We start from the raw sequence: 15,366 nt of genomic DNA, 5'->3' as shown, positions 1-15,366 counted from the left end.
TCTCTTTTCGAAGATTTAAACTAAAATAAATGCAAAAAATCAAAACGAAGATATTTTTATTTGGTTTGTTAGTAATTTTTGTTTCAGGTGCTGTAGGACAGGAAAAAGACAGAAATGACTGGGAAAATCCACATGTTTTTCAAATTAACAGAGAATTGGCACGAGCATCTTTTCTCCCTTATGCAGATGAAACATCTGCTGTAAGCGATCAATATGAAAACTCACCATGGTATTTTTCCCTAAATGGTAAATGGAAATTTTCCTGGTCCCCAACACCCGATCAAAGACCAAAAGATTTTTACAAAACCGATTTCAGTACACTGCATTGGAAAGAACTTCAGGTTCCATCCAACTGGGAATTGAACGGTTATGGCATTCCAATTTACACTAATATTACTTATCCGTTTGAGAGAAATCCGCCTTTTATAAATCATTGGGACAATCCTGTTGGTTCTTATAAAAAGGATTTTACCTTACCTGAAAACTGGAAAAACAGGCACGTTTATCTTCATTTTGAGGCAGGAACATCGGCTATGTACATTTGGGTAAACGGGAACAAAGTTGGTTACACTGAAAACACTAAAAGTCCGGCTGAATTTGATATTTCCAAATACCTGAAACCCGGAAAGAATGATATTGCTGTAGAAGTGTACAGATGGAGTGATGGTTCATATCTCGAAGATCAGGATTTCTGGAGACTTTCGGGCATAGACAGAAATGTTTATTTGTATAGTACTGATGCTATTCGGATTTCAGATTTTTTTGCAAAACCTGACTTAGATGCTAATTACAAAAACGGAAGTTTAAATGTTGATGTAAGTCTGAAAAACCTAACATCATCAGTAATTAACAGCCAAAAATTAATTTTAAAATTACTGGACGCTTCCGGCAAAACCATTTTTTCAAAAGAAGCAAATGTAAATTTTGAAGCTAATAAAACGCAAAAAATCAATTTTTTACAAAACGTTTCCCGTCCAAAATTATGGAGCAGTGAAACTCCTAATTTGTACACCTTGCTGTTGACCTTAAAAAATGAAAAAGGCACTATAGTCGAAACAACTTCTACCCAAATTGGTTTTAGAAAAGTAGAATTAAAAGGGGGACAATTGTTGGTAAATGGCGTACGATTAATGGTACATGGAGTCAATATTCACGAACATAATCCGGAAACAGGGCATTATCAGGATGAGGCAACAATGCTGAAAGACATCAAAATGATGAAACAGCTGAATATCAATTCGGTTCGATGCAGTCATTATCCAAATAATATTTTATGGGTAAAACTCTGTAACAAATACGGTTTGTTCCTGATAGATGAAGCCAATATAGAAAGCCACGGAATGGGAGTAGAAGGACAGACTTTTATGAACCCGAAAACGAATCCGGGGCATCTTCCGGAATGGCATGCGGCTCACATGGACAGAATTTACAGTTTGGTCGAAAGAGACAAAAATGCACCGTCAGTAATTATTTGGTCATTAGGAAATGAAAGTGCCAACGGACCTGTTTTTCATGATGCCTACAAATGGATAAAAGACAGAGATAATTCACGTTTAGTACAGTTTGAGCAAGCAAAAGAAAATGAAAATACCGATATCATCTGCCCCATGTATCCTACAATCGCATACATGAAAGAATATGCGGCCCGTAAACAAGTTACACGCCCTTATATCATGTGTGAGTATTCGCATGCGATGGGAAACAGCAACGGAAATTTCCAGGAATACTGGGATATTATTCGTGGAAGCAAAAACATGCAGGGCGGTTTTATCTGGGACTGGGTAGATCAGGGATTCAAAATGAAAGATGAAGCCGGTCGAGAATATTGGGCGTACGGAGGCGATATGGGAAGTCAAAACTATACTAATGACGAAAATTTTTGTCATAACGGATTAGTTTTTGCAGACAGAACGCCACATCCGGGAGCATTTGAAGTTAAAAAAGTATATCAGGATATTTTGTTTGAAGCTGTTGCTATTAAAAATGGAATTATCCAAATAATAAACGATTTCGGATTTACAAATTTGAATAAATACCACTTTAGATATCAAATTTTAGAAAACGGAAAAAGCATCAAAGAAGGAACGATTGATGTTGACCTAAATCCGAAATCAAAAAAACAATTCAAAATTGACTTGCCAAAATTACAATCGAAAGAAGGAGTTGAATACCTGCTGAATGTTTTTGCCTACACTAAAACCGGCTCTGAACTACTGCCTCAGAACTTTGAAATTGCAAGGGAACAATTTGTGATAGAAAGCCATAACTATTTTGCAAAAGCAGATCAAAAAAACGCTTCGAAAATACAGGATGAAAAAGATGTATTTGTTTTAAACGCTACAGATGTGCTGGTTAAAATCAGTAAAACAACCGGTCTGATCACGCATTACAGTATAAAAGGTCAGGAATATTTTAAACAATACCCTGAACCCAATTTCTGGAGAGCCCCAACAGACAATGATATTGGAAACAAAATGCAGATCAGGACTAACGTTTGGCGTACAGCTGGAAAAAATACCTCAGTAGAAAATGTGCAGGTTACGGAAGAAAACGGAAAAAGTTATGTAGTAGCAAAATTGAGGTTAAATGATGTTTTTTCAGATTATGTAATTAAATACGCATTGGATAATGATGGCGCTTTAGAGATTCAGTCTTCTTATAAAAAAGGAAGTAATCCGGTACCGGAAATACCTCGTTTTGGAATGATTTTTACACTTCAAAATAATTTTGAAAATCTTAATTATTACGGAAGAGGACCTTTTGAAAATTATCCCGACCGAAATACGGCAGCTTTCAAAGGAATTTATCAAAGTAAAGTAGCTAATCAGTACGTTCCCTATTCACGCCCTCAGGAAAATGGATATAAAACCGATGTGCATTGGTTCACACTTTTAACCAATTCAGGAAATGGTTTCGAAATAAAGGGGCTACAGCCTTTAGGAGTGAGTACATTGAATAATTATCCGGCCGATTTTGACGGCGGAATTTCTAAAAAGAATATCCATTCCAGTGATATTACACCAAGAAATGAAGTTGTAGTTTGTGTTGATTTGACCCAACGAGGATTAGGAGGAGATAACAGTTGGGGATTGCCTCCACATGAACAGTATCGACTGACACAAAACGAATATAGCTACGGATTTGTAATAAAACCAATAGAAAAGAATTAAAACTAAAACGGCAAAACACTGTTGCCGTTTTATAATTGTGAACACAATACTACATTTAAATTGTTGATTTAAAATGTCAACAGATCAAAAATGCCTTAAAATCGGTACTAAAATGAGTAAAACAGTAATAAATGGAAGATTAGTTTCCTTAGATGCTTTAAGAGGTTTTGTTATGTTTTGGATTATGAGCGGAGAGCATGTCATCCATGAACTTGCAAAGGCCGCTCCAATTCCGGTTTTTGTCTGGATGTCATCACAATTACATCATCCCGACTGGAATGGTATCACTTTCTACGACATGATTTTTCCGATATTCTTGTTTGTTGCAGGTGTTTCGATGCCATATTCTTTTGAAAAGAAACTTATCAGTGCAGGTGTTAGTGCGCCCCAGGAACTGCCATCTGCTGAAAAACGAAAAATATATCGTTCCATGTTAAAAAGAACCTGCATATTGTTAGTACTGGGATTTGTGGTAAACGGACTTTTTAAATTTAATGGCTTTGACCAGACTCGTTTAGCAAGCGTTTTGGGGCGAATAGGACTTGCTTGGTTTTTTGCAGGTCTGATTTATCTCAATTTCGACTTAAAAAAACAAGTGTACTGGTTTGTTGGTATTTTGATTAGCTATTATCTGGTAATGCGATTTATTCCGGTTCCGGGTTTTGGTGCAGGTATTCTAACTAAAGAAGGCTCTCTTGAAGGTTATTTAGACAGAATGTTCCTTCCAGGGAGACTGCATAGCACGGTTTATGATCCAGAAGGTTTGCTGTCAACGATACCCGCAATCGCAACAGCATTATTGGGAGTCTTTCTGGGGACTTTTCTAAAATCAGAGAATCCGTACTATTCAACAAAAAATAAAGTAGTTATTATGACTGCTTCGGCTCTGATACTAATTATGATAGGTCTTTTGTGGAATTTTGATTTTCCAATTAACAAGCACTTATGGACGAGTTCATTTGTATGTTTTGTTGGAGGTTTCAGTATTCTCTTCTTCCTCTTTTTTTATGTACTAATTGACTTATTAGGATTTCACAAATTGGCTTTTCCACTCTTATTAATTGGTTCGAATTCGATCCTGATTTATATGGCCTCAGAAGGACTGATCAATTTCAGGCATACTGCAGATTTTGTATTTGGAGGATTGATTGAATTCGCACCAACTGTCTGGCAGCCTGTATTTGGGGCTCTGTCCGTTACTTTTATACAACTTGTTTTACTTTATTTTTTATACAAGAAAAAATGGTTTTTAAAAGTATAAACCAATAAAATTATTCCAAAAAACTATCTCAAAATAAACCACTCTACTACTAACTACCTAAAAAAAGCCTCATTATGAATACCTTACAAAATGCAGATTACATCGTTTTTCTCATTTATTTTGTCATTGTGACATCTTACGGGATGTACATTTACAGAACCAAGAAAAATGCAACAACGAGTTCTAATGACTACTTCTTGGCAGAAGGTTCACTTACCTGGTGGGCCATTGGTGCTTCATTGATTGCTTCCAATATTTCGGCAGAACATTTTATAGGGATGAGTGGTTCCGGTTTTGCTATCGGATTAGCGATTGCATCTTACGAATGGATGTCAGCCGCAACATTAATTGTAGTGGCCATGTTTATTTTACCGGTTTATCTTAAAAATAAGATATTTACAATGCCACAATTTTTAGCAAAGCGTTACAACGGCACTGTAAGTACTATAATGGCCATAATCTGGCTGCTCATTTATGTATTTGTCAATCTTACTTCGATTATTTATTTAGGAGCTTTGGCTATCTCATCAATTGCACCAGTTAGTTTTCAGTTTTGCGTAATTGGTTTGAGTTTATTCTCTATTATTGTAACGCTGGGAGGAATGAAAGTAATTGGTTATACCGATATGTTTCAGGTTATAGTGCTTATTTTAGGAGGACTGGTTACCACTTATTTATCCTTAACTTTATTGTCTGAACAGTTTGGTTTTGGAAAAGATATTCTAAAAGGGCTTTCTGTTATAGCGAATGAGGCACCGGGTCATTTACACATGATACTGGATAAATCCAATCCGCATTATACTGAATTACCTGGAATGTCTGTATTAGTTGGCGGAATGCTGATTAATAATCTGGCATATTGGGGTTGTAATCAATACATTGTACAAAGAGCTCTTGGAGCCGACTTAAAAACAGCCCGAAAAGGAATTTTATTTGCTGCTTTCTTAAAATTATTAGTTCCAATTATCGCTGTTCTTCCTGGTATTGCTATGTATGTAATGCATCAAAACGGCATGTTTCAGCACGAAATGGTAGATGCTTCAGGGATTTTAAAACCGGATCATGCTTATCCTACTTTAATGAATTTATTACCAGCCGGATTAAAAGGGGTAGCGTTAGCAGCTTTAACGGCTGCAATTGTTGCTTCATTAGCAGGAAAAGCCAATAGTATTTCGACTATTTTTTCACTTGATATTTATAAAAAATATTTTAACAGAAACGCATCAGAAAAAAAATTGGTGATTACCGGGAGAGTTTGTGTAATAATTTGTATGATCATTGCAGCTCTGGTAGCACCACAATTAAAATCATTAGATCAGGCCTACCAGTTTATACAGGAATATGTAGGTTTCTTTTCACCCGGGGTTCTGGCCATTTTTTTATTGGGAATGTTCTGGAAAAAAACAACTCCTGCTGCAGGACTTGCAGGAGCATTATTGACAGTACCTATTGCAGCAGTATTAAAGTTCCTGCCAATGTGGACCAACGGTGCTTTCCCAGATTATCCATTTTTAGACCGAATGACGATTTCTTTCTTTGCAATAATAATTTTAATGGTGGCAATTAGTATTTTAAAACCTTCATCAACAGAACAGGAGCAAAGACATAGTATAGAAGTAGATAAGTCAATGTTTAAAGTGTCTTCAGAGTTTATAATTGGGTCTTTTATCATCAGCGGAATATTAGTAGCCTTGTATACAGTGTTCTGGTAAATCTGAATTAGGCCTTGAACGTTTTTAAATAAAAATAAAATGATAAAGAAATCTATAATTGCAGTAATCTTTTTTTGTGTTTCACTGACTGCCGTATCGCAAAAAATATATGATGTTAAAAAATATGGTGCAAAAGGTGATGGTAAAACCAATGATGCAGTTGCCATTCAGAAAGCCATCGATGCCTGCAGTAAAACAGGAGGTCAGGTACTTATACCAGCTCCTTTTACATTTTTGACAGGACCTTTTAATGTGAAATCGAATGTAGATTTGCATATTGAAGGAGGCGCTAAAATTTTGGCGAGCCCTGATGAAAAAGTATATACAGAAAGTGCTTTTCGCGAAAATAAAGGCGAAGGCACCATCTGGATTGGCGGAAAAAATGTAGAAAACTTCACCATTAGCGGAAACGGAAAAATTGATGGAAACGGCATTTCGTTTATGGGAGCAGAGGAGGAGGATGCTTATATATTAAAACCTTTCAGTGTTTTAGATCCACGTCCTCATGTTTTGACAATTATAGGAGGTAAAAACATTAGAATAAAAGATGTCCATATTGGGAACTCAGCTTATTGGACCATTCATTTAGTGGGTTGTAACGACGTAGTTATTAGCGGCATCACCTTATTAAACAGCTTAAAAGTACGTAACAGCGACGGAATTGATTTAGACCACTCAAAAAATGTACGTATCAGTGATTGTTATATAGAAAGCGGCGATGACTGTATCTGCCTGAAAAACAGAAGGGAATTTGAAGAATTCGGAGCCTGCGAAAACATAACAGTAACCAATTGCACCATGACCAGCAGCAGTTGCGCCATCAAAATTGGTTCAGAAAATATGGATGCTATCAGGCAAGTGGTTTTCAATAACTGTATTATTAAAAAAAGCAATCGGGGCGTAGGGATTCAAAATCGTGATGAAGGAACTGTGAGCGATGTTGTTTTTTCGAACATGATTATCGAAGGTCAGCTTACAACTGATACATGGTGGGGAAAAGCAGAACCTATTTATGTAACAGCTTACAGCCGTGCAAACGGAAACCATAAAGATGCCAACTGGCGCTTTCCAAAAGGTGCAACCGAAGGAAAAGTAGGGGCAATCAGTAATATTTATTTTACCAATATTCAATGTTTTGGAGAAAACGGAGTTTATGTTAGCGGAGAAACGAAGGATAAAATTGAAAATATCGTTTTTGAAGGTGTGAATGTAGCTATTAATAAAACATCGGATTTTAAGGGTGGGATTTATGACCGTCGCCCTTCCAAAATGGACGGTTTTGTCAAAGGCAGCACATCCGGATTTTATTTTGATACAGCAGTAAAGATAAAGGTTCAGAATTGTTCTGTAAGCTGGGGAAAAAACAAACCGGATTATTTTAAATATGCTGTAGAAAGTAAAAATGTAGATGTTTTAAAAATAAATAATTTAGACGGTGAAGCAGCTTTTCCTGATAAATATGAAACGGTTAAAAAATAAACCCAAAAAGCAAAATATTTCACTTTAGCCCCCAAAAGAAGTGAAAATTCTTATGTGCCGTCTTTCGGCACATAAGATTGCTTTATTTGAAACCCATTTGAACCATAGTTTAGAGTACTCCGTATGTAACGAACAGTGGAACGATATTGGAAAAAAACTTAATCTTTCTGCTCAAAATGATAAAAGTTTGGATAAATTAGCCTTAAAAAATCAACTATTATATAAATGAAAAACAATATAATTACAAAAATCATCATTGGCGGTTTGTTATTCAATGGCATCTGCATGCATGCTCAAAAAACAACTTTAGAAGTCGATGTTGCCAAAAGCATAACTAAGATTCAGCCAACGATGTTTGGTTTGTTTTTTGAAGACATCAACTTTGCAGCAGATGGCGGATTGTATGCTGAAATGATTAAAAACAGATCTTTTGAATTTGAAAAACCTTTGATGGGATGGGAGCAGCCTAATACAAAAAGAGCATCTTTGAATATGAATTCGGGCATAGCAACACCTATTAAAGTATCAGAAAATGAAACCAATCCTAATTTTTGCCGGATTCTTATAAATGATGACAAAGGATATGCAATAATAAACGATGGTTTCAGAGGAATAGGGGTGAAAAAAGAGACCAAATACAATCTTTCTTTAAAGGCAGCCAACCACAATGGAGCAATCAAAAAAATAATTATTCAGCTTATAGATAAAGATAAAAAAGTAATCGGTGAAACCATTATTGTCCCAACATCAGATGAATGGGAGAATTATTCAGCACAATTTACTGCAAATCAGACTGAGGCAAAAGCCAAACTAAAAATTACTTTTGAAGGAACAGGAACAATTGATCTCGATATGGTTTCATTGTTTCCCGACGATACCTGGAAAAACAGAAAGAATGGTTTACGAAAAGATCTTGTACAACTTTTGTATGATATGAAGCCTGGTTTTTTGCGTTTCCCGGGTGGTTGTATTGTAGAAGGACGAACTTTGGCAGACCGTTACCAATGGAAAAAATCAATAGGCGATATTGAAGACAGAAGAACGATGATGAACCGCTGGAATGTAGAGTTCGGCCATAAGCAGACACCGGATTATTTTCAAAGTTTCGGACTTGGATTTTATGAATATTTTCAGCTTTCGGAAGACATTGGTGCTACTCCATTACCTATCTTAAGCTGTGGAATGGCCTGTCAGTACAATACAGGGGAGTTGACTCCGATAGAAGAACTTGATCCTTATATTCAGGATGCTTTAGATCTAATTGAGTTTGCAAATGGTTCAGAAGAGACAACCTGGGGGATAATTCGTTCAGATATGGGACATCCGAAACCTTTTAACCTAAAATATATTGGTGTTGGAAATGAACAATGGGGACCGGATTATATCGAAAGATATAAAGTTTTTGAAAAAGCAATCAAAGCCAAATACCCGGACATTATCATCGTTTCAGGAAGCGGACCATCTCCGGATGGAGAACATTTTGATTTTGCTATGCAGGAACTTAAAAAACTAAATGCCGAACTGATCGACGAACATTATTACAAAAGTCCGCAATGGTTCAGAGAAAATGCATCACGCTATGATAATTACGATCGAAAAGGTCCAAAAATATTTGCCGGAGAATATGCTGCCCAAAGTGTTTCTGGCGCCAACCCAAATAACAGGAACAATTGGGAATGTGCCTTTTCTGAGGCTGCTTTTATGACAGGTTTGGAGAGAAACGCCGAAATAGTAAACATGACTTCTTATGCTCCGCTAATGGCTCATGAAGAGGCCTGGCAATGGACACCAGATATGATTTGGTTCAATAATTTACAGGCGTATGGTTCGGCTAATTATTATGTTCAAAAATTATTTTCAACCAATAAAGGAACCGATTTATTAAATATTACCAAAGAAGGAAAACCGTTAACCGGACAAAATGATTTGTATGCATCTGCAGTAAAAGATCTAAATACAAAAGAAGTTATTATAAAACTGGTAAATACAGCGGTAAAAACACAAGATATTACAATTGATTTAAAAGGAAGTAAAGTATCATCTAAAGGGACGATAATTACACTTTCAAGTCCGAATTTACAAGATGAAAATACTTTTACTGAACCTAAAAAAATAAGCCCAATCGAAAAAAACTACAATTTAAAAGGGGATAAAGCATCCGTAAATTTACCTGTTTATTCAGTAGTTATTTTAAAGTTAAAACTGAAATAATAAGTTATAAAAAAATAATTACCAGTTATTTAACTTTTACAATTCAATCCTGTAAATACCCTTTTAAAAGGATACCAAGTTTACCAAAACAAAGATTCATTTTAAGTCTGTATTCTGATTACGATATGCACCTGGTGTAATACTTACTATTTGTTTAAATATTTTAGAAAAGTGTGGCAGATTGGCAAAACCTGTATCGATAGCGATTTCAATAAATGTTTTATTAGTCGTTGCAATAAGATATTGTGCCCTTTCAATCTTTTTTTTGTGGATGTAGTTTAAAGGCCTTTCACCAGTATGAAGCAGGAATTGTTTAGAAAAGTAGTCTTTGCTCTGATTGACTCTTTTTGCCAGTTCTACCACCGTAAGATTCTCATCTAAATGCAGTTGTATATAACTCATAGTATCTAATATTTTTGAGGATGTTATTTGTGGATAGTTGGATCTGAAGCTGGAGGAATTCAGGAATTTTGAAATTAATTGAAGAAGGATTCCCTGGTTTTCAAACTTTTGGTGTATTTTCATTTTATCATTAAGGGCACGATATTCTTTATAATAGGCTTCTTTTTCATAGACTTTTGGATTATCAGACCGGTTAATACCTCTTCCGGGATTGTTTTGATGCATTTTTTTTATAAGGGCAATGTCCATATCATCAGCTTTAAGCTTTATGACATTTCTATGGTTGTTAAACAAAGAAATTCCATCAGGTGATTCTTCAAAAAACTGAATAAAAAACTGGCTCATAAATTCTTCGCAATTCAGGTTGCAAAGTGTAAAACTCGGAATCAGATAAAGATAACCGGTCTCCAGAATTAATTTCCCAGAACTATCTGATACCGAACCTGTTCCTTGATCTATATAATACAAACGATAATAAGGACTGATTACATTGTCGTAATTCCATTTATTATTAAGTTTCACATAGTCAATATGCAAAATGGAGAAATTATATTTTAAAATATTGGAAGGCATACCAATCAGATTTGAATAATAATCGTTTTTGAATAATAGAAAAGCGTTTTTGTATAAAATAACAGAATCAATAATCTGTTATTTTTGTAAATATAATTGTTTTAAATATGTAAATAAAATTAAGAATGCTATAATTTTTATATTAATTTTTCATCAATTCACTTTAAGCAACCTATGATAGTAGCGATTAAGAATTGTTCTTTTTTAATTTTATTTACGACCAAAAACGGAAATGCATAAATATTTACCCAAAACGTTTAAATATGAACAGAAGAAATGCCTTAAAACTTGGTGCGACAGCACTTGCCGGAATTTATTTGTCACCCTTATTTGGTAAATCATATATCCTTGATGCCACCATAGCCAAAAATCCTTTTGAACCCAATTGGGATTCTCTTGCTAAATATGTAGTTCCGGACTGGTTTCGGGATGCTAAATTTGGAATGTGGGCTCATTGGGGGCCACAATGTGAGCCGGAAGCAGGAGACTGGTACGGTAGAGGTATGTATGAAGAGGGTTCCCGACAATATAAATTTCATGTCGATAAATACGGTCATCCTTCCAAATTTGGCTTTAAAGATGTAATAAATGTATGGAAAGCTGACAATTGGAATCCGGAAGAATTAGTCAATTTATATAAAGATGCCGGAGCCAGGTATTTTATGGCAATGGCGAATCATCATGATAATCTGGACTTGTATGACAGCAAATACCAGCCTGAGTGGAATTCAACTAAAATAGGGCCCAAAAAAGATATTATTGGCGGTTGGGAAAAAGCAGCCCGGAAAGCAGGATTGCCATTTGCGGTAAGTGTTCATGCAGCTCATGCCTGGAATTGGTTTGATACTTCGCAGGGTGCAGACAAAAGTGGTCCTTTAGCAAACATACCTTATGATGGAAAACTAACGAAGGCTGATGGTACAGGCACCTGGTGGGAAGGTTTAGACCCTCAGGAATTGTATGCTCAAAATCATGAGTTAAGTGCGAAACCTTCTGATAAATCATCTGTACACAGTCAATGGGATTGGGCTGATGGAGCCTCTTTACCATCGCTGGCTTATTGTGAAAAATTTCATGACAGAACGATTGATTTAATTGATAAATACAATCCAGATCTGGTTTATTTTGACGATACGGCTTTGCCTTTGTGGCCTGTAAATGATGCAGGTTTGCGTATTGCTGCACATTTATACAATAAAAGTTTAAAGAAAAATAAAACAGTTCAGACAGTAATAACAGGAAAAATATTAAATGAGCAACAGCGTAAAGCCATAGTTTGGGATATCGAAAAAGGTCAGAGCAATAGTATAGAACCTTTGCCCTGGCAAACAGATACCTGCATTGGTAACTGGCATTACGATCGTAGTGTTTACAATAACAAACGTTATAAGTCTGCTAAAACAGTTATTCATACCTTAATAGATGTGGTTAGTAAAAACGGAAATTTAATGCTGAATATTCCTGTCCGTGGCGATGGAAGTATTGATGAATTAGAACGTGAAATTGTGAGGGAAATTGGCATTTGGATGAAACTGAACAGCAAAAGTATTTATGGTACCCGTCCCTGGAAGATATTTGGCGAAGGTCCACAACAAGAAAGTGCAGGAGCTTTAACTGCTCAGGGATTTAATGAAGGAAAAGGCAAACCATATACAGCTGAGGATATTCGTTTTGCTCAAAAAGATAAAAAACTGTATGCTACCGTAATGGCCTGGCCAGAGAAGGGTACTGCGGTTATTAAAAGTTTAGGAAAATCATCTTTGCTGTATACAAAAAAAATAAAACAAGTTAGATTAGTAAGTACAGGTGAGAAACTGCATTTTGTACAAAATGAAGCAGCTTTGGAAGTCTATTTTCCAAATCAAAAACCAGAAGCTTCTTATGCTAATGCCTTGGAAATAATTTAAATTAAAAAAACGGCTGGCAAAATAATAAATGTAAGACTTCTTAATTTAAGCATCTCATATAAAAACCTCAAAGCAAAATCAATGAAATTTATTTATTTATCACTCTATCTCTTTATCTCTTCTGTATTTACAATAAATGCGCAAGAAATTTTATCCCCAAATAAAAAGATTAAGGTAATTATTGCTTCAAAAAAAGCAACAGATGATAGTTGTTATGGACAAGTACATTTCAAGATTTTATATAAAAACAAATTAGAATATATAGAAGTAATGCCAAACTCACCAATGGGTATTTTAAGAGAGGATCAGCAATTTACAGATAATTTGAAATTAGTAAACGAATCCAAAACAAAACAAATAAGCCAGAAATATGAAATGATTTGTGGTAAACAAAAAATGTGTAATAATTTTGGAACTGAAAAAGTTTTTAAATATGTTAATTCTAATAACCAACCGTTAAATATTGCTTTTAGGGTTTATAATGATGGTGTAGCATTTCGTTATGAATTCACCAATAAAACCAATTCATTGATTAATATTGTAGATGAAAGCACCACTTATGTTTTTCCACCAGCTACTAATCGCTGGCTGCAGTCATATACAGAATCTTATGAAGATTTTTTCCCTTTTTCAGATACAGGTAAGACAGCAAATAGCAATAATATGGAGTGGGGGTTTCCAGCTTTATTCAAAGTAAATAATAATCCTGTTTGGGTTTTGATTTCTGAAGCTAATATTTCAGAAAATAATTGTGCTACAAAATTAAACAACTCTAAAAACTCAGATGAATACAAAGTTAATTATGCTTCACCCAGAGATGATTTTAAACAAAACGGAATTAAAACAATCTTGCCATGGAATTCTCAATGGCATACACTAATCATTGGAGAATTGTCAGATATAGTTGAATCAACTTTGATCACTGATGTTAGCGAACCTAATAAATTAAAAGAAACGAACTGGATAAAACCGGGAGCCGTTTCCTGGATTTACTGGGCCAACAATCACGGATCTAAAGATTATGAAAAAGTGATAACATACATAGACTTGGCTGTTGATATGAAATGGCCATACTTTCTTATTGACTGGGAATGGGATGCTATGAGTAATGGCGGAAATATAATTGATGCTGTGAATTATGCCAAAAGCAAAAGAATTAAACCTATAATGTGGTACAATTCAGGTACATCCTGGCTTGAGCCAACTCCCGTAGATCATTTGCTTACTGCTGAAAAAAGAGCTAAAGAATTTGCATGGCTTAATAAAATTGGTGTTTATGGTATTAAAGTCGATTTTTTTGCCGGTGATCAACAAGATATGATGAAATACTATATTGATATTCTAAAAGATGCTGCAAAATATCATATAATGGTAAACTTTCATGGCGCTACAGTACCTCGTGGCTGGGCTCGCACCTATCCAAATTTGATGACTACAGAAGCTGTTTACGGAGCTGAATGGTATAATAATAAACCCATTCTTACTTCTAAAGCTGCTGAACACAATACAACACTTCCTTTTACACGCAATGTAATCGGTTCAATGGATTACACTCCCGTAACTTTTTCTAACTCTCAACATCCCCACATTACATCATTTGCTCATGAATTGGCACTTTCAGTAGTTTTTGAATCTGGTTTTCAACATTTTGCTGATAAACCAGAAGCTTATAATAGTTTGCCTCCAGATCCCAAAGAGTTTCTAAAAAATGTCCCCGTAAACTGGGATAAGACCAAACTTATAGACGGATATCCTGGTGAAAAAATTATTATTGCACGAAAAAAAGGAAATCGATGGTACTTGGGAGGACTTAATGGCAAGGATGAATTAAAAACATTAAAAATAAATTTTGAATTTCTGGATAAAGGAATTTTTGAATTAAAAATCATTAAAGATGGTAAAGACGATAAATCATTCGACACTGAAGTAATGCAAGTGCAAAAGGGAGATTCTTTAGATGTAAAATGTCTTTCAAAAGGTGGATTTGTGGCTATTTTGGAGAAATTGGACACCGTAAAAGCAAATAAACAGAATTGAAAAAAACAATTTTATGACTTCAAAAAAATTATATTATGCCTGTGATTTAGTTGATGATCCTGAATTAATAGAGGAATATAAAAACTATCACTCAAAAAATAATACCTGGCCTGAAATAACTAAAAGTATTAAGGATTCCGGAATTGTAGATATGGAAATTTATATACTGGCCAACAGGTTGTTTATGATTATGGAAGTTGACGAAACATTTACTCCCGAACGCAAACAAAAAATGGATAAAGAAAATCCAAAAGTTCAGGAATGGGAAAACTTAATGTGGAAATTTCAGCAGGCACTTCCAACAGCAAATAAAGGCGAGAAATGGCTTCAAATGAGTCAGATATTTAAACTATAGTTTAAAACTTACGTACTATCCAGCTAAAAATTACTAAACTCCAAAGTCATTTGATTTTGGAAGTTTTTTGTTTCAAATGAATTTGTGAATTATACATTACAATTTAATCCTAAAGTTTCACCAACTCAATATTCAACAGAAAGATTTTTTCAAAGTCTGTGGAGGCATTACTTCAAAAATGTAACTATAACATTAAGAAAAACATGAGTCTTCACATGCAAAATACGCCAAAACGCTACTAAAAAAGTTTAATTGAAAA

The 15,366-nt window shown here is 34.9% G+C and carries 9 protein-coding genes; 8 read left to right on the top strand and 1 reads right to left on the bottom strand.

Annotation, left to right across the window (positions count from 1 at the left end; translation table 11 throughout):
• Positions 1–29 precede the first annotated feature (29 nt).
• The 5 genes from DMB65_RS02735 to DMB65_RS02715 all read left to right on the top strand — a co-directional run bounded on the left by DMB65_RS02735 (position 30) and on the right by DMB65_RS02715 (position 9,833).
• Positions 30–3,170: a glycoside hydrolase family 2 TIM barrel-domain containing protein gene (locus tag DMB65_RS02735; RefSeq protein WP_110305141.1), complete on the top strand. Its 3,141-nt coding sequence runs from the start codon at positions 30–32 to the stop codon at positions 3,168–3,170.
• Positions 3,171–3,282: 112 nt separating this feature from the next.
• Positions 3,283–4,431, top strand: a complete 1,149-nt coding sequence (locus tag DMB65_RS02730; protein WP_110305403.1) for an acyltransferase family protein — start codon at positions 3,283–3,285, stop codon at positions 4,429–4,431.
• Positions 4,432–4,505: 74 nt separating this feature from the next.
• Complete coding sequence (locus DMB65_RS02725) at positions 4,506–6,143, top strand: sodium/sugar symporter (protein ID WP_110305140.1); 1,638 nt, start codon at positions 4,506–4,508, stop codon at positions 6,141–6,143.
• Between the two features lie 39 nt (positions 6,144–6,182).
• Positions 6,183–7,622 carry a glycoside hydrolase family 28 protein gene (locus DMB65_RS02720; RefSeq protein WP_110305139.1) on the top strand — a complete coding sequence of 480 codons (1,440 nt, stop codon included), beginning with the start codon at positions 6,183–6,185 and terminating at the stop codon, positions 7,620–7,622.
• Between the two features lie 225 nt (positions 7,623–7,847).
• Positions 7,848–9,833: an alpha-L-arabinofuranosidase C-terminal domain-containing protein gene (locus tag DMB65_RS02715; RefSeq protein ID WP_110305138.1), complete on the top strand. Its 1,986-nt coding sequence runs from the start codon at positions 7,848–7,850 to the stop codon at positions 9,831–9,833.
• Between the two features lie 96 nt (positions 9,834–9,929).
• On the opposite strand, the gene DMB65_RS02710 is transcribed toward DMB65_RS02715, so the two are convergent.
• The gene (locus DMB65_RS02710) at positions 9,930–10,808 is read right to left on the bottom strand and encodes a helix-turn-helix domain-containing protein (RefSeq protein ID WP_110305137.1); all 879 of its coding nucleotides are present in this window, start codon (positions 10,806–10,808) and stop codon (positions 9,930–9,932) included.
• 263 nt (positions 10,809–11,071) lie between these two features.
• Here DMB65_RS02710 and DMB65_RS02705 point away from each other — a divergent pair, with 263 nt between their 5' ends.
• The 3 genes from DMB65_RS02705 (at position 11,072) to DMB65_RS02695 (ending at position 15,107) form a co-directional block, all read left to right on the top strand.
• Positions 11,072–12,715, top strand: coding sequence for an alpha-L-fucosidase (locus DMB65_RS02705; protein WP_110305136.1), 1,644 nt, complete (start codon positions 11,072–11,074; stop codon positions 12,713–12,715).
• Between the two features lie 81 nt (positions 12,716–12,796).
• The gene (locus DMB65_RS02700) at positions 12,797–14,752 is read left to right on the top strand and encodes a glycoside hydrolase family 97 protein (protein WP_110305135.1); all 1,956 of its coding nucleotides are present in this window, start codon (positions 12,797–12,799) and stop codon (positions 14,750–14,752) included.
• A gap of 13 nt (positions 14,753–14,765) precedes the next feature.
• Complete coding sequence (locus DMB65_RS02695; protein WP_110305134.1) at positions 14,766–15,107, top strand: L-rhamnose mutarotase; 342 nt, start codon at positions 14,766–14,768, stop codon at positions 15,105–15,107.
• Positions 15,108–15,366: the final 259 nt, after the last annotated feature.

It is taken from the genome of Flavobacterium cheongpyeongense, from assembly GCF_003202435.1.
Taxonomy (GTDB): domain Bacteria; phylum Bacteroidota; class Bacteroidia; order Flavobacteriales; family Flavobacteriaceae; genus Flavobacterium; species Flavobacterium cheongpyeongense.
Note: the sequence above shows the minus strand (reverse complement) of the source record. Positions and strands in the feature narration are given on the sequence as shown.